Source organism: Erwinia sp. 2186 (assembly GCF_057812255.1).
Genome location: NZ_CM173824.1, coordinates 560,114 through 575,433, shown reverse-complemented (window position 1 = coordinate 575,433; position 15,320 = coordinate 560,114). Strand labels below are relative to the sequence as shown.

Sequence of the window (15,320 nt, the reverse complement as noted above, 5' to 3'; positions counted from 1 at the left end):
CAGCGCCGGGGTTTGGAGTGAGCTTAAACGAACAAGTAAATTACTTGTCGCCCAGCTGCTCTGACATGGTGTTACCAGGATTAGGCGTGCGCGGTTCATCAACCGGGCGCGGCGCCTTAGGCGTACCGTTGCTGTCAGAATTATTGGTGCTGCCCGGATCTTCCCAACCCTGTGGTGGACGCACTTCACGGCGTGCCATCAGGTCATCGATCTGTGGAGCATCAATGGTTTCATACTTCATCAGCGCATCTTTCATCGCGTGAAGAATGTCCATGTTTTCGTTCAGAATACGACGTGCACGTTGGTAGTTACCTTCAACCAGTGATTTCACTTCCTGGTCAATGATACGCGCGGTCTCATCAGACATGTGCTTCGCTTTAGCCACTGAACGACCGAGGAATACTTCACCCTCTTCTTCAGCATACAGCAGCGGGCCCAGTTTCTCTGAGAAGCCCCATTGCGTTACCATGTTACGCGCTATTGAGGTGGCTACCTTGATGTCGTTAGAAGCACCGGTAGAAACACGCTCAACACCGTAGATGATCTCTTCTGCCAGACGGCCACCGTAAAGGGTAGAAATCTGACTTTCCAGTTTCTGACGGCTGGCGCTGATCGCGTCGCCTTCAGGCAGGAAGAAGGTCACACCTAATGCACGGCCACGAGGAATGATGGTCACTTTGTGCACCGGATCATGCTCCGGCACCAGGCGACCAATGATCGCGTGACCGGCTTCGTGGTAGGCCGTCGACTCTTTCTGCGATTCTGTCATCACCATGGAGCGACGTTCCGCACCCATCATGATCTTGTCTTTCGCTTTTTCGAACTCAACCATCGACACAACGCGTTTGTTACCACGGGCTGCAAACAGCGCAGCTTCGTTGACCAGGTTAGCCAAATCGGCACCTGAGAAGCCTGGCGTACCACGGGCAATAACGGATGCTTCAATGTCGGTCGCTAATGGAACGCGACGCATATGCACTTTCAGGATCTGCTCACGGCCTCGAACGTCTGGCAAGCCTACAACAACCTGACGGTCAAAGCGGCCTGGACGCAACAGCGCCGGGTCAAGTACGTCTGGACGGTTAGTCGCGGCGATGACGATGATGCCTTCATTACCTTCAAAACCATCCATCTCAACCAGCATCTGGTTCAGCGTCTGCTCACGTTCATCGTGACCACCGCCTAAACCAGCGCCACGCTGACGACCGACTGCATCGATCTCATCGATAAAGATGATGCAAGGCGCGGCTTTCTTGGCTTGTTCAAACATGTCGCGAACACGGGATGCACCCACACCAACGAACATTTCAACGAAGTCAGAACCGGAGATAGTGAAGAAAGGCACTTTAGCTTCACCGGCGATGGCTTTCGCCAGCAGCGTTTTACCGGTACCCGGAGGCCCGACCATCAGAACGCCTTTCGGAATTTTACCGCCCAGTTTCTGGAAACGGCTTGGCTCACGCAGGTATTCAACCAACTCAGCCACTTCGTCTTTCGCTTCGTCGCAACCGGCAACATCAGCGAAGGTAGTCTTGATCTGATCTTCCGTCAGCATGCGGGCTTTGCTTTTACCAAAGGACATTGCCCCTTTGCCGCCCCCGCCCTGCATCTGGCGCATGAAGAAGATCCAGACACCAATAAGCAATAGCATTGGGAACCATGAGATGAAGATCGACGCCAACAGGCTCGGTTCTTCAGGCGGTTCGCCAACCACTTTCACATTTTTAGTCAACAGGTTATCAAGCAACTTGGGATCGTTGACAGGAATGTAAGTCGTGTATTTGTTGCTGTCTTTTTTGACAACGTTGATTTCACGCCCGTTAATACGTGCCTCGCGGACCTGATCCTGGTTCACTTCTGACAGGAAGGTTGAATAGTCAACCCTACGGCCATTCGACTCGCTGGGCCCAAAGCTTTGGAATACAGACATCAGCACGACCGCGATGACTAACCAAAGAATTAGGTTTTTCGCCATGTCACTCAAGGGGATTAACCTCTTATTACAACTGTGTTAACAGACAGCGTAGGGTACTATAGTTTGCGCCCTGTCGCTACAATGTACACTTCACGCGAACGAGAGCGCGAAGCGTCCGGCTTACGAATTTTTACTTTCGTAAACAGGGAGCGAATTTCCCGGAGGTAATCTTCAAAGCCATCTCCCTGAAACACTTTTACTAAAAAACTGCCGCCAGGTGCCAATACATCACGACACATTTCCAGTGCAAGCTCAACTAAATACATTGCACGTGGAATATCAACTGCTGGCGTTCCTGTCATGTTGGGAGCCATATCGGACATCACAACCTGTACTTTGTTGTCACCTACTCGTTCCAGCAACGCTTTCATGACCAGTTCATCACGAAAATCGCCCTGGAGGAAATCGACACCGGCGATAGGATCCATCGGCAGGATATCACAACCAATAACACGGCCTTTTGACCCAATCTGCGTTACCACATATTGAGACCAACCTCCGGGTGCAGCACCCAGATCGACGACGGTCATGCCAGGTTTGAACAGCTTGTCACCTTGCTGTATTTCATCGAGTTTAAACCAGGCGCGAGAACGCAGCCCTTTTTTCTGTGCCTGAAGCACATATTTATCGCTAAAGTGTTCCTGCAGCCAGCGGCTGGAACTGGCCGAACGCTTTTTACCAGTCATACAATTTCCAACTATGATTCAACGCATGCGATAAATAAACCGCGCAAATCAGCAAAGCCGATTTGGTGATACACCAGAGATGGCGGTAGAATGACCCGTTTTCAATCCCAATGTAAGTAAAAAATACGATGAATCTGAGTACCAAACAAAAACAGCACCTGAAAGGACTGGCCCATCCGCTGAAGCCCGTTGTCATGCTGGGCAACAATGGTTTGACCGAAGGGGTGCTAGCCGAGATCGAACAAGCACTGGAGCACCACGAGCTCATCAAAGTGAAAATCGCCACGGAAGACCGTGAAACGAAAGCACTGGTTGTTGAGGCTATCGTGCGCGAAACCAAAGCAGCAAACGTGCAGGTTATCGGCAAGATGCTGGTACTGTACCGTCCAACGAAGGAACGCAAGATCTCCCTTCCGCGCTGAGGATCAGGTAACAATTCTGAAACTTAGACCGGAGAAGGTGACACGCTCCTGATGTTGATAAAAGGCCGCATAGCGGCCTTTTTCCTTTCTTTACAATACGCGTGATAGTTTCAGCGTAGCAGAAATCAGAGATATTCTATCTTCAAAATCTCATACTCGACATCGCCGCCGGGTGTTTTCACGATCGTCACATCATCAACTTCTTTGCCAATCAGGCCGCGCGCCATTGGCGAGTTCACAGAAATCAGATTTTGCTTAAAATCAGCCTCATCATCGCCCACGATGCGATAAGTCGACTCTTCGTCAGTATCCAGGTTCAATACCTTGACGGTTGAACCGAAGATCACCCGACCGTTCGCGTTCATTTTGGTGACGTCGATTACCTGAGCATTAGACAGTTTTGCCTCGATCTCCTGGATACGACCTTCACAGAAGCCCTGCTCTTCGCGCGCTGCGTGATACTCAGCGTTTTCTTTTAAGTCGCCGTGCTCACGTGCGTCTGCAATTGAGGCAATAATTCGGGGGCGTTTAATGGTTTTCAGCTCTTCCAGCTCTTCGCGCAGTTTGTCCGCGCCCCTTAACGTCATCGGAATCTGATTCATCTCAATACCTCGTAAACTCTGTCCTGTGCAAAATTTCGTCATCCTGACAGGTTCATGCAGAAAAAGCGTTCTGCGGCGCTTGCCACTGAATTTCAAACGAAATAAACCAGACCCAAAGGGAAGCTCAGGGCCTGGAGGTTTTGCATTTTGATACGTATTTTAACCCAGAGTTCCTTATGGGTCATCGTTTACTTTCCACAACGATGCACCGTAGTATGTCAGCATCACCTGTCAGTAAACGCGAGATTATGCGATTTTCACGAATTGTTACCGGTTTAGCCTGCGCATTTATGCTGAATGCCCACGCTGCTTCGGTTGAAGACTACACCCAATATTTACCTGATGGCGCAAACCTGGCGCTGATTGTGCAGAAAATAGGCGCAACCACGCCTTCAATTGACTACCACAGTAAACAGATGGCGCTGCCGGCCAGTACGATGAAAGTCTTGACCGCCCTGGCGGCGCTGCTTCAGCTTGGGCCGGACTACCATTTTCATACGCAACTGGAAAGCAAAGGCACCATTAATGATGGCACGCTGCAAGGCGATCTGGTGGCCCGTTTTGGTGGCGATCCGACGCTGACGCGTCAGGACTTGCGCAATATGGTCACCACGCTGAAAAAGCAGGGTGTGAAGCATATTCAGGGCAATTTGGTGATTGATACGTCGGTATTTGCCAGCCACGACGAAGCCCCAGGCTGGCCGTGGAATGACCTGACGCAGTGCTTTAGTGCGCCGCCAGCCGCTGCCATTGTTGACCGTAACTGCTTCTCGGTATCGCTTTACAGCGCACCGAATCCAGGGGACAAGGCGTTTATCCGCGTGGCCTCCTATTATCCGGTCAGTATGTTTAGCCAGGTGCGAACGCTGGCGAAAGGCTCGCCGGATGCACAGTATTGTGAGCTGGATGTGGTGCCAGGCGAATTAAACCGCTTCACCCTGACCGGATGTATGACCCAGCGTACCGAACCCTTGCCGCTGGCCTTTGCTATTCAGGATGGCGCTAGCTATGCCGGTGCCCTGTTAAAAGCGGAGTTGCAGGCAGCCGATATCGATTATTCCGGCCATTTACTGCGTCAGACTCAGGTCACGCAGCCAGCTAACGTGCTGGCAGAAACGCAGTCTGCACCCTTACACGATCTGCTGAAGATCATGCTGAAGAAGTCGGACAATATGATTGCCGATACCGTGTTCCGCACCATTGGACATGAGCGATTTGGCGTCCCTGGCACCTGGCGCGCCGGCTCTGATGCCGTGCGTCAGATACTGAGGCAAAAGGCGAATGTCGATCTGGGCAACAGCATTCAGGTAGACGGTTCGGGGCTTTCACGGCACGATTTGATTTCCCCGGCGACCATGATGCAAGCGTTACAATACATTGCACAAAATGATCAACAGCTGAATTTCATTTCCATGTTGCCTCTCGCAGGCTACGACGGAACGTTACGCTATCGTGGTGGTCTTCATGAAGCAGGCGTCGACGGAAAGGTATCAGCCAAGACCGGTTCATTGCAGGGTGTGTATAACCTTGCTGGCTTTATGACGACAGCCAGCGGGCAGCGCGTGGCATTCGTCCAGTATCTTTCTGGCTATGCCGTTCCGCCGGAAGATCAGCGCCAGCGACGTATTCCGCTGGTCCGCTTTGAGAGCCGGCTTTATAAGGATGTTTACCAAAATAACTGACAATTATGAAACTACTGGTTGTTGAAGATGATGCTTTGCTGTTGGGCGGACTGGTTCAGGCGCTGACGACTGAAGGGTATGCGGTGGATGCGGCTAAGAATGGCGCTGAAGCCTGTGCTCTGCTGCAAAGCGGCCAGTACAGCCTGATTGTTCTCGATCTTGGGTTGCCGGATCGGGACGGCAGGCAGCTGCTGCGGCAGTGGCGTAAAGAGACTATCGATCTGCCGGTGCTAATCCTCACTGCCCGTGATGCCTTAGAGGATCGGGTTGATGGACTGGATGCCGGTGCCGATGATTATCTGGTTAAACCCTTCGCGCTGGCCGAATTGAAGGCCAGAGTCCGGGCTTTGATTCGCCGCTATCAGGGTCGCAGCGATAACCTGCTGCAACAGGGCGATCTCTCCCTTAACCTGTCTTCTCAGCAAGTTTATATAGACAATCAGCCTGTTGAGCTGACGCCGAAAGAGTTTGCACTGCTGACGCGTCTATTGATGCGCATCAGTCAGACGGTGCATCGTGAAACGCTGCAACAAGACCTTTATAGCTGGCAGGATGATACCGGCTCTAACACGCTTGAGGTGCATATCCACAACTTGCGCCGCAAGCTGGGCAAAGACCGCATCAAGACGGTGCGTGGCGTGGGATATCGTCTGGAAGAACGCACTTGAACAGTATGCGTCGGCGTTTGCTGATTATGCTGGCATTGATCCTGCTGTCCTGTCAGATGATGAGCGCGGCCTGGCTGTGGCATGAAAGTCGCGAACAGATCAGTTTCCTGGTTAACGAAACGCTCTCTGCTCACGCCCGCAATGAGCGAGTCGAAAATGAAATCCGCGAAGCGATAGCCTCACTGTTGCTGCCTTCCGTGGTGATGGTCTGCTTCACGCTGCTACTCTCTTTCTGGGCGATCAGCTGGATCATTCGCCCGTTGAAGTCATTGCAGAACAGCTTGTCTGAACGTTCTGCCGATAATCTCACGCCGCTGCCTAATTTCTCTGACATGGATGAAATTGCTGCAGTGACGCGCGCCCTGAATCAGTTACTGGGCAGGCTCGATCATACCTTGCAGCAAGAGCGGCTTTTCACCGCTGATGCCGCACATGAGCTGCGTACACCGCTTGCCGGATTACGGCTTCACCTTGAACTGCTGGAGCAACAGGGTGTTACCCAGGGTCCGATGCTAGTGAAACGCATCGACCAGCTCATGCATGTCATTGAGCAACTGCTGATGCTGTCCCGTGCAGGTCAGGCTCTGGCCGGTGGCCATTATCAGGTGGTCAGCTGGGAAAGTGTCTTCCAGCCATTGCAGCAGGAAATGGTTGAGATGCTATTGCTGCGCCAGCAGACGCTGGAGGTCTCAGGTGACCTGTCGCTTGAAGCTGAAGGCGATGCCGTTCTGTTGCGATTGATGGTGCGTAATTTGCTGGAGAATGCCTCGAGATACAGCCCGGAAGGCAGCCATATCAGCCTGTTGGCAGAAAGTGAAAACGGCGGCAGCCGTTTCACTGTCAGAGATGAAGGGCCAGGTATTGATCCTGAAGCGGCAGCCGACCTGACAAAAGCGTTTCGCAGGATGGATCAACGTTATGGCGGCAGTGGGTTGGGACTGAATATTGTGCTGCGCATCGCGCAGATCCATCACGGTGAGTTGCGATTAACCAACCGAGAGGATCGAAGTGGGCTCAATGCCACCTGCTGGTTGCCGCAAAATCTGAACTAGACGTGGTGGGGGTCCGTCCCCACCGCCACCATCCTCAGAAATGCGTGTTCAGGCCCATATACCAGGTCCGGCCCGATTCGTTATAGGTGTTCGCCCCTGCGCCATACATATACGCATTGGTCGTGGCATTACCGGTTGTTTGTGCATTCCCTTCCCTGAAATGACGTTTATCCAGCACGTTATCCACGCCAAGAGTGACGCTCACGTATTTGTTCACATCGTAGGTGCCGCTCAAGCCAACGATGGAGTAGGGACTGACCGTCGATTGCTCCGTCCCGCTGACTGACTCTCCCTTGTAGTTATATTTTTTCGGCGTCTGTCGACCGTACCAGGTCAGGGTGCTTTGCAGGGAAAGCGCGTCTGAGGCCTGCCAGGCCAGCGTCGAGTTAAGGGTATATTCCGGGATGATTGATAAGCGGTCGCCTGTCGTTTTGTTTTTGCTTTGCAGCATATACGTCAGATTGTTGTTCCAGCTTACTGATTCAGTCAGCGGCAGGTTAACCGTTCCCTCCAGCCCTTCTACTACCGCTTTTGGCACATTTTCCCACTGGTAGATATCAGCACCGCCCGAAGTGGACGTACCACTCGGTTGATAGCCCGCTTCAATTTTATTGCGATAATCATTGCGGAACCAGGTGATCCCGGCCTGATAGCCCTCATGCTTATACTCAATCCCCACTTCCTTGTTAATGCTGGTTTCTGCTTTGAGGTCGTCATTCCCCATCAGATAGCAGGCGCCGGCACTGTCTGCACAGCCTTGCCCACGACTGTACAGGACGTAATTTGGATTGGTCTGGTAAAGGCTCGGTGCTTTGTAGGCGCGGGCAATGCCCAGCTTCAGGGTGAAGTCATCGTCCAGCGCCTGTGAAAGGTTCAACGAAGGACTCCAGTTATCACCGACAATACTGTGGTGATCAAATCTCAAACCGGGCACCAGCGTGGTACTGTCAGTGAGCTCGATATTGTCTTCAGCAAACAACGAGAATATTTCTGCAGAGGAGTAAGGGCTGCGGTTGCTGCTTCCGATCCCTTCAATGTTACCGCCGGACAGCGCCTGAGTATTGGAAGCCCCGTCTTTCATGCGTTGCTGATTCCATTCGACGCCAAACGTTGCGGTCTGATTGACCAACAGCTCAAAAGGAACGCTGATTTCACTGTGCAACAATACGTCATCCAGCTGGATGGTGGAGAAGCCGCTGTCGGAGAAAATCCCTTCCGTACCGCCTGCCAGCCCTTCGTTCATCCGGCTGTTACGCGTGTTTTCATACTGCGCATAACTGCGGGTGCTGATGCCGTTATCCCACACGCCTGTCCACGTGGTGGCGAAGTCCTGACGGTAGAGACGGTTAGTCTCATTGCCATAGTTGTCCTGCACCAGTGCGCTGGTATTGGTATTTTGCGTGTCTCCGGCGTACAGATTTCCTTGCCGACTGTAGCCTGCACTGAATTCCAGTACCTGGCGTGGCGCAAACTCCCAACGCAATTTGCCGTGGATATCTTTATTTTCCACCCCTTCCCGCCCTGCCGGCACCGTATCAGCATACGTGCCGGTTCTCAGTGACTGATGCCCTTCATTGATAAACTGCGCATCAGCCTGCGTTTTACTGAGGTTGCCATACAGCATAAAGCTGACGGCATCAGAGAGCGGCCCACTGAGTGAGAAGTTGGTGCGTTTGGTCGATCCTTCAGAGCGATGCTCCGGCATATTCAGATAGCTATTCCAGGCACCATGCCACTCATTACTGGCCTGCTTAGTGATAATATTCACCACGCCACCTGCGGCGCCGTTACCATAGCGCGCTGCGGCAGGCCCGCGAATCACCTCAATATGGTCGACCATTTCAGGTGGAACCCAGTTGGTGTCTCCACGCGTATCACGCTCGCCACGCCAGCCTAACCGTACCGAGTTGCGGCTGGAAACGGGCAGACCGTCAATCAGGATAAGCGTGTTTTCTGGACCCATGCCACGAATATCAATCTGACGGTTGTTACCGCGCTGTCCGCTGGTTGAGTTGCCGGTCAGGTTGACGCCTGGCATGGTCCGAATGATTTCAGAGAGATCTCTGGCGGGAGGACGTTTTTTGATTTCGTCGGCCGTAATGGTCGAAACGCCTGGCGCCTGAAGCGTCTGCTGCGCGGCCGTCACCATCAGCGTGCCACCATTGGCATCAACGGTGTCTGCCTGAGCCAGCGCGACGCCTCCCAGTCCTGCGAGAATCGTCAGTGATAAGCGTGAAAATCTGGTCATGAAGCCTGTTTCCCTACAAATATGCCCTTCAAAATTACCCGGGCCAAATTGGCAAAAGTGCGGCAACACACTATTGCAAATGCAAATAATTATCAATACGATTATTACAATCATTTCTATTTTTGTCAGAAAGTTCACTCAGTGGTTTGATAATCTATGACGGCTTTAACATCTGTAATCGGAACAGAGGCCTGGTGGCAATCTGTCGCTCAACAAGGCACCCCATTTATCGCCAGGGAAAAGGGAAAAAACGCCTTAGTGACTTTCCTCTGGCGCGATCCTGACGGGGATGAGTTCCACTCGGCGATCCGCAACGTCTGGCTGAACATTATCGGCATAACCGACCATCATCGTGGTGGGCTTCCCCACTCTCTTAAGCGCATTGCTGGAACCGACGTCTGGCAGACCACTCTGTCCCTGAGCCAGGGCTGGCGTGGCAGTTACTCTTTGATGCCTGACACCGCAGATGAGTTGCCCGCCGAACCGCTTTCGATGCTTTCCCTGAGACAGTGGTGGCAGCAGAAATTCCCACTGGCACAACCCGATCGTTACAATCCGCTGGCGGGCTGGCAAAACGGACGTGGTCACTGGGTGTCTCCGCTGCATATGCCTGCAGCACCAGCGCAACCCGAGTGGCAGACTGAGGATAATCGGCTTGAAACCCTGAACTTGAGCTGGGAGAGCGTGTTACTGGGTAATACCCGAGACGTGGCGATACTGGCCACCGGCGAAGAAAATCCCCTTCATCGTCCACTGGTGATCCTGCTTGACGGGAAATTTTGGCTAAAGAGTCAACCTGTTGCAGCGCCATTGGCAACGCTGACACGCAGCGGAGACCTGCCTGAAGCGGTATACATATTTATCGATTCGGTGGATAACTCGCTGAGAGCCGCAGAGCTCCCCTGTAATCCGCTCTTCTGGCAGGCCATTCAACAGGAATTGTTACCCGAACTGCGGCGGAAAATCGCGTTTTCCGGGCAAGCAAAAAATACCGTTGTTGTTGGACAGAGTTTTGGTGGCCTCGCGGCGGTGTATGCGGTGCTGAACTGGCCTGAACGCTTTGGCTGTGCGCTTAGTCAGTCAGGATCTTTTTGGTGGCCACGCCGGGATCACCAACCTGAGCAAGCGACAGGGTTGTTGATACAACAGGTTGTAAAGGGAATTGCCGGAATGCCCGGGCAACGCATTGCACTGGATGCAGGCTGGCATGAGAAAATCATTCTTGATTCGAACCGGCAGTTATATCCCCTGCTGGTCGATGCTGGCCTTGATGTCCGCTTTCGGGAGATTGACGGCGGTCATGATGCCCTCTGCTGGCGCGGAGGGATCACGGACGGACTTAAGTGGTTATGGTCCGACTCAGTGAGCAGCGAAGAGATCCCTAAGTCGCGTTAAAAGATGGTTTGCACTGTAGTAGTCAAGGCGGAAGCTGTCATTCCCCAGCGTATAGACCTTCTGATGCTGAACGGCAGGCGACGCCGCCAGTAAAGGCGCAGACAGCAGTGCCACTTTGCCAGATTGATCGGCGGCGAACATCAATACAGATTGCCCATTGATCCCCGTCACCAGGCTCTCGCCACTGAGTGGGATAATGTCTTTGCGTTGCAACCTCCGTTGCGCCTGAGCCAGTTCAGCGGGCACCGTGGCCAGGGTAAACCCCAATGATTCCAGCAATTGCCCCTGCGCAGAGTCGCGGGTCCAGAGATTAGCGGCCTGACTTTGTGGATTGAACACCAGTGCAGAGACGGGCTGCGGTGGCAATACTATTGCCGCTTTGACGGCAGCGACTCGTCTGGCAAATGACTGAATAGAAGCCTCCGCTTCGCTCTCCTTTCCGGTGGCTTTTGCAAGTTGTCGCTCTGTTTGCTGCCAGCTCTGCTGGTCGTAATTAATCACCAGCGTGGGTGCAATCAGCGAAAGGCGGTCATACAGCGTGACAGCTGAGTCTTTTCCCGTTGCGCTGACCACGATCAAATCTGGATCCTGCGCGGCGATGGCTTCCAGACTGGCTTCCCCTGTGGGTAACGGTTTTACCCCGCGGGCGCTGGCAATATCGCCCCATTGACGAAAGAACCCCCGATCATCGGCAAGCCGTTTTCCAGGCTGAGTTACCCCGCTGGCAATAACCGGGGCTTCAATCGCCAGTAATGAACCAGTAAGCGTCACGCTGGTTGAAACAATACGTCGCGGCGGCTGCTTAAGCACAACTTCCCCCTTTGAGGTTGAAAGATGGCGCGGCCAGTCAGGACGGGCATCAGCCTGGGCGAGAAAGGGGATCAAAAGCAGGCTGAACAGTAGCGGGTAACGCGTGAGGAAGGCAGAGGTCATTATCAGGCTCGTTGGCAAAGCGCCGATGTCAAAACATGGCAAATCGAAGGATGGCAAAGATGATAATAATTATCTTTACCATTTAAAAGACTTAATTGCCCGAGCTGCAGACATAAAAAAAGGACACCGGGGTGTCCTTTTGTTGGATTAACGCTTGTAGATGATTTCGACGCCTTCGTCGTCCTCTTCATCCCAGTCGTCATCCCAGTCGTCGTCTTCCACTTCAACAGCAGATTCTGCTTCAGCTTCTTCGAGTTGCTGGCGATGATAGTCATCCCACATGAACTCGACTTTCTCAGGCTGCTTCTGTGCTTCTTCCACTTCTTTTGGATTGGCGTTGATAAAGGACATCACATCCCAGCACAATGGCGTTACGCCAGTACGGTTGGCAGCAGAGATCAGATAGTATTTATCTGTCCAGCCCAGCGCATCAGCAATCGCTTTAGCACGAGATTCCGCTTCTTCTTCGTCCAGCAGGTCAACTTTGTTGAACACTAACCAGCGCGGTTTGTTGAAGAGCTTCTCGCTGTATTTTTCCAACTCACCGAGGATGATGCGGGCATTCTCAATCGGATCGGATTCATCAATTGGCGCCAGATCGATGGTGTGTAACAGCACACGGCAGCGCTCAAGGTGCTTAAGGAAGCGAATACCCAGACCCGCGCCATCAGATGCCCCTTCGATCAGACCCGGGATATCGGCGATCACAAAGCTCTGTTCAGTGTCCATACGAACCACGCCGAGGCTTGGTACCAGCGTGGTAAACGGATAGTCAGCCACTTTTGGTTTCGCGGCGGACACCGCACGGATAAAGGTTGATTTACCGGCATTCGGCAAGCCAAGCATACCCACGTCAGCCAGCAGCATCAGTTCCAGCTGAATATCACGCACTTCACCCTTGGTCCCCATCGTTTTCTGACGAGGAGAACGGTTTACGGAGGATTTGAAGCGGGAGTTGCCCAGACCATGCCAGCCGCCTTTCGCGACCATCTGGATCTGACCATGCGTCATCATGTCGCCCAGCGTCTCGCCAGTGCCCTGATCGATGATACGGGTGCCGACCGGCACTTTAATAATAATGTCCTGACCACGTTTGCCGGTACAATCACGGCTCTGACCATTCTGGCCACGCTCTGAACGGAAAGATTTTTCGAAACGGTAGTCAATCAGGGTATTGAGGTTTTCATCGGCCTGCATGTAGACATCGCCGCCGTCACCACCGTCGCCGCCGTCCGGACCGCCTCTTGGGATATATTTCTCACGACGGAAGCTGACGCAGCCATTGCCGCCATCGCCCGCAGCGACGAGTATCGTCGCTTCATCAACAAACTTCATGTTACTTCTCCGTAAATCATTCGCCCGACGCTGGCAAGGTGACGCGTGTCCGGGAGTGATCCGCCGTAGCAAGCTGGTGTGCCTGGTGACGGAAACTGGGTTTCTGGCGCCGCAAAAGCTGTCTTCACGTCGATTCCAGAAAGGGGATCCGCCTCAAGACATCGTGCAGCTGAATATAAAGTGTACAGCAAAAGTGACCTTTGCTGTGAACCCTCAGACGTAATTACGCCGGGGCAGAACGCAGAATGTAAAAAGCCCCGCAATCATAGCGGGGCTTTTAGATTCGCTGCTGAAAGCGGTATCAGGTACCGCTTTCAGGCACGAAAACCTTACTCAGCAACGATGCTGATGTATTTACGGTTGTTCGGGCCTTTCACTTCGAACTGGACCTTGCCGTTTGCAGTTGCAAACAGAGTGTGGTCACGGCCGCAGCCTACGTTGGTGCCCGCATGGAATTTGGTTCCACGCTGACGAACGATGATGCTACCTGCCAGAACAGATTCGCCGCCGAAACGCTTAACGCCGAGGCGTTTTGCATTGGAATCGCGACCATTTCGAGTGGAGCCGCCAGCTTTCTTGTGTGCCATTTGTCAGATCTCCTCTTACGCGCTGATGCCAGTGATCTTCACGTCAGTAAACCACTGACGGTGACCCTGCTGCTTACGGTAATGCTTACGACGACGGAACTTAACAATCTTGATCTTGTCGCCGCGACCATGAGCAATAATTTCTGCCTTGATCAAGCCACCTGAAACTAAAGGCGCGCCAATTGACACATCTTCACCGTTGGCAATCATCAGAACCTGGTCGAATTCAATCGTTTCGCCGGTTGCGATGTCCAGCTTTTCCAGGCGAACGGTCTGACCTTCGCTTACTCGGTGTTGTTTACCACCACTTTGGAAAACCGCGTACATATAAACTCCGCTTTCGCGCTTGCCGTCTTAGTTTCAGGCTGCGCTATAAATATTCACAATAGGGCGCGAATTCTACGCAACTTCCAGGATAATGACAAGTGCCTGATGCGGGGTATTGCAGAAAAAAAACGCTAAGCGAATGCAATTGTTTCGTTGCGCTGATTTTCCAGTACAATCTGTAATACATAACCTGCCGCAGGCACGGGTAAAGACGCTTATCATAGCAGCATACTGAGCAATAGCTGAACAGACTGATGAACTTAGAACAGATAAACGAACTCACCGCGCAAGATATGGCGGACGTCAACGCAACTATCCTCGAACAGCTGAACTCTGAGGTCTCCCTCATTAATCAGTTGGGTTACTACATCATCAGTGGTGGAGGCAAACGCATCCGTCCGATGATCGCTGTTTTAGCGGCTCGCGCCGTTAATTACACCGGGAAACAGCATGTTACCGTAGCAGCCCTGATCGAATTTATTCACACGGCCACGCTGCTGCATGACGATGTGGTGGATGAATCCGACATGCGTCGCGGCAAAGCCACGGCCAATGCTGCTTTTGGTAACGCGGCCAGCGTGCTGGTTGGCGACTTCATTTACACGCGTGCTTTCCAGATGATGACCAGCCTCGGATCGCTCCGGGTACTGGCGCTAATGTCTGAAGCAGTGAACGTTATCGCTGAAGGCGAAGTCCTGCAGCTCATGAACTGCAACGACCCGGATATCACCGAAGAAAGCTACATGCGGGTGATTTACAGCAAAACCGCCCGTCTGTTTGAAGCGGCAGCCCAATCTTCAGCCATCCTTGCTGAGGCTGTGCCAGAGCAGGAAAAAGCGCTGCAGGACTACGGCCGCTTCATTGGCACCGCTTTCCAGTTAATCGACGATCTGCTGGATTACAGCGCCGATGGTAAAACGCTCGGTAAAAATGTCGGTGATGACCTGAGTGAAGGCAAGCCTACCCTGCCGCTGCTGCATGCGATGCGCAATGGTACCCCTGAACAATCCCAGATGATCCGCGAAGCGATTGAACAGGGCAACGGACGCCATTTATTGGAACCCGTTCTGGAAACCATGCGCCAATGTGGCTCTCTGGAATGGACGCGTCAAGCCGCGGAGCATGAAGCGGATAAAGCCATTTCGGCGCTTAAAGCACTGCCTGAATCACCCTGGCGCAGTGCGCTTGAAGCGCTTGCTCACATGTCAGTACAGCGCGAATACTAGTCTTTTAAGCGCGGGAAACCGCGCTCTGCCCCCCTTTTTCCAGCCCTTTTCGTCGTGAACTCATCCTCCATCCCTCTTTGCCTGATACCTTGCGCAGTTAACCGGCCAAAACTTCTGCAACTTATGCGTTTCCTCGCAAAAAGTTACCTCAACATTTAGAAAATACTGGAAACAAAGTTCCT

At 52.8% G+C, this 15,320-nt stretch carries 14 protein-coding genes; 6 read left to right on the top strand and 8 right to left on the bottom strand.

The genetic code is table 11. From position 1 onward, the window contains the following. Positions 1–40: 40 nt before the first annotated feature. Positions 41–1,975: an ATP-dependent zinc metalloprotease FtsH gene (gene ftsH, locus ACXKZG_RS02720; protein WP_013204023.1), complete on the bottom strand. Its 1,935-nt coding sequence runs from the start codon at positions 1,973–1,975 to the stop codon at positions 41–43. Between the two features lie 56 nt (positions 1,976–2,031). Beyond that, positions 2,032–2,661 (bottom strand): 23S rRNA (uridine(2552)-2'-O)-methyltransferase RlmE, encoded by a 630-nt coding sequence (rlmE, locus tag ACXKZG_RS02715; RefSeq protein WP_053145041.1) that lies wholly within the window; start codon positions 2,659–2,661, stop codon positions 2,032–2,034. A gap of 128 nt (positions 2,662–2,789) precedes the next feature. On the opposite strand from rlmE, the gene yhbY reads away from it, so the two are divergent. Next, a complete protein-coding gene (gene yhbY, locus ACXKZG_RS02710; protein WP_013204025.1) occupies positions 2,790–3,083 on the top strand; it encodes a ribosome assembly RNA-binding protein YhbY in 294 nt (97 codons plus the stop codon). A gap of 125 nt (positions 3,084–3,208) precedes the next feature. On the opposite strand, the gene greA is transcribed toward yhbY, so the two are convergent. After that, positions 3,209–3,685, bottom strand: a complete 477-nt coding sequence (gene greA, locus ACXKZG_RS02705) for a transcription elongation factor GreA (RefSeq protein ID WP_013204026.1) — start codon at positions 3,683–3,685, stop codon at positions 3,209–3,211. Positions 3,686–3,933: 248 nt separating this feature from the next. Here greA and dacB point away from each other — a divergent pair, with 248 nt between their 5' ends. From dacB to pmrB, 3 genes are read left to right on the top strand one after another with little or no spacing between them, the layout of a single operon-like run. Further along, positions 3,934–5,367 (top strand): serine-type D-Ala-D-Ala carboxypeptidase, encoded by a 1,434-nt coding sequence (dacB, locus tag ACXKZG_RS02700; protein ID WP_488876216.1) that lies wholly within the window; start codon positions 3,934–3,936, stop codon positions 5,365–5,367. A 5-nt stretch (positions 5,368–5,372) separates the two neighbouring features. Then, positions 5,373–6,035 (top strand): two-component system response regulator PmrA, encoded by a 663-nt coding sequence (gene pmrA, locus ACXKZG_RS02695; protein ID WP_013204028.1) that lies wholly within the window; start codon positions 5,373–5,375, stop codon positions 6,033–6,035. Next, complete coding sequence (pmrB, locus tag ACXKZG_RS02690) at positions 6,032–7,087, top strand: two-component system sensor histidine kinase PmrB (RefSeq protein WP_134822853.1); 1,056 nt, start codon at positions 6,032–6,034, stop codon at positions 7,085–7,087. Before pmrA ends, pmrB begins: the two co-directional genes overlap by 4 nt. Positions 7,088–7,121: 34 nt before the next feature. Here the strand turns inward: pmrB and ACXKZG_RS02685 are convergent, their stop codons facing one another. Next, positions 7,122–9,335 (bottom strand): TonB-dependent siderophore receptor, encoded by a 2,214-nt coding sequence (locus tag ACXKZG_RS02685; RefSeq protein WP_488875644.1) that lies wholly within the window; start codon positions 9,333–9,335, stop codon positions 7,122–7,124. A gap of 156 nt (positions 9,336–9,491) precedes the next feature. On the opposite strand from ACXKZG_RS02685, the gene fes reads away from it, so the two are divergent. After that, a complete protein-coding gene (fes, locus tag ACXKZG_RS02680) occupies positions 9,492–10,730 on the top strand; it encodes an enterochelin esterase (protein ID WP_488875643.1) in 1,239 nt (412 codons plus the stop codon). Here fes and fepB read toward each other — a convergent pair. From fepB to rplU, 4 genes are all read right to left on the bottom strand, one after another. Then, positions 10,695–11,663 carry a Fe2+-enterobactin ABC transporter substrate-binding protein gene (gene fepB, locus ACXKZG_RS02675; protein WP_488875642.1) on the bottom strand — a complete coding sequence of 323 codons (969 nt, stop codon included), beginning with the start codon at positions 11,661–11,663 and terminating at the stop codon, positions 10,695–10,697. The genes fes and fepB overlap by 36 nt on opposite strands. A gap of 147 nt (positions 11,664–11,810) precedes the next feature. Next, positions 11,811–12,998, bottom strand: coding sequence for an Obg family GTPase CgtA (gene cgtA, locus ACXKZG_RS02670; protein WP_488875641.1), 1,188 nt, complete (start codon positions 12,996–12,998; stop codon positions 11,811–11,813). Positions 12,999–13,327: 329 nt separating this feature from the next. Next, a complete protein-coding gene (rpmA, locus tag ACXKZG_RS02665; RefSeq protein ID WP_013204035.1) occupies positions 13,328–13,585 on the bottom strand; it encodes a 50S ribosomal protein L27 in 258 nt (85 codons plus the stop codon). Positions 13,586–13,600: 15 nt separating this feature from the next. Then, complete coding sequence (gene rplU, locus ACXKZG_RS02660; protein ID WP_013204036.1) at positions 13,601–13,912, bottom strand: 50S ribosomal protein L21; 312 nt, start codon at positions 13,910–13,912, stop codon at positions 13,601–13,603. 254 nt (positions 13,913–14,166) lie between these two features. Between rplU and ispB the strand changes: the two genes are divergently transcribed. Then, positions 14,167–15,138, top strand: coding sequence for an octaprenyl diphosphate synthase (ispB, locus tag ACXKZG_RS02655; RefSeq protein ID WP_106381970.1), 972 nt, complete (start codon positions 14,167–14,169; stop codon positions 15,136–15,138). Positions 15,139–15,320 lie beyond the last annotated feature (182 nt).

Bases quoted from the DNA above. Each gene is read 5' to 3' on its own strand.
- cgtA (WP_488875641.1), bottom strand. From the start codon at position 12,998: ATGAAGTTTGTTGATGAAGCGACGATACTCGTCGCTGCGGGCGATGGC.
- fes (WP_488875643.1), top strand. From the start codon at position 9,492: ATGACGGCTTTAACATCTGTAATCGGAACAGAGGCCTGGTGGCAATCT.
- dacB (WP_488876216.1), top strand. From the start codon at position 3,934: ATGCGATTTTCACGAATTGTTACCGGTTTAGCCTGCGCATTTATGCTG.
- yhbY (WP_013204025.1), top strand. From the start codon at position 2,790: ATGAATCTGAGTACCAAACAAAAACAGCACCTGAAAGGACTGGCCCAT.
- rplU (WP_013204036.1), bottom strand. From the start codon at position 13,912: ATGTACGCGGTTTTCCAAAGTGGTGGTAAACAACACCGAGTAAGCGAA.
- ispB (WP_106381970.1), top strand. From the start codon at position 14,167: ATGAACTTAGAACAGATAAACGAACTCACCGCGCAAGATATGGCGGAC.
- rlmE (WP_053145041.1), bottom strand. From the start codon at position 2,661: ATGACTGGTAAAAAGCGTTCGGCCAGTTCCAGCCGCTGGCTGCAGGAA.
- rpmA (WP_013204035.1), bottom strand. From the start codon at position 13,585: ATGGCACACAAGAAAGCTGGCGGCTCCACTCGAAATGGTCGCGATTCC.
- ftsH (WP_013204023.1), bottom strand. From the start codon at position 1,975: ATGGCGAAAAACCTAATTCTTTGGTTAGTCATCGCGGTCGTGCTGATG.
- greA (WP_013204026.1), bottom strand. From the start codon at position 3,685: ATGAATCAGATTCCGATGACGTTAAGGGGCGCGGACAAACTGCGCGAA.
- pmrA (WP_013204028.1), top strand. From the start codon at position 5,373: ATGAAACTACTGGTTGTTGAAGATGATGCTTTGCTGTTGGGCGGACTG.
- fepB (WP_488875642.1), bottom strand. From the start codon at position 11,663: ATGACCTCTGCCTTCCTCACGCGTTACCCGCTACTGTTCAGCCTGCTT.
- ACXKZG_RS02685 (WP_488875644.1), bottom strand. From the start codon at position 9,335: ATGACCAGATTTTCACGCTTATCACTGACGATTCTCGCAGGACTGGGA.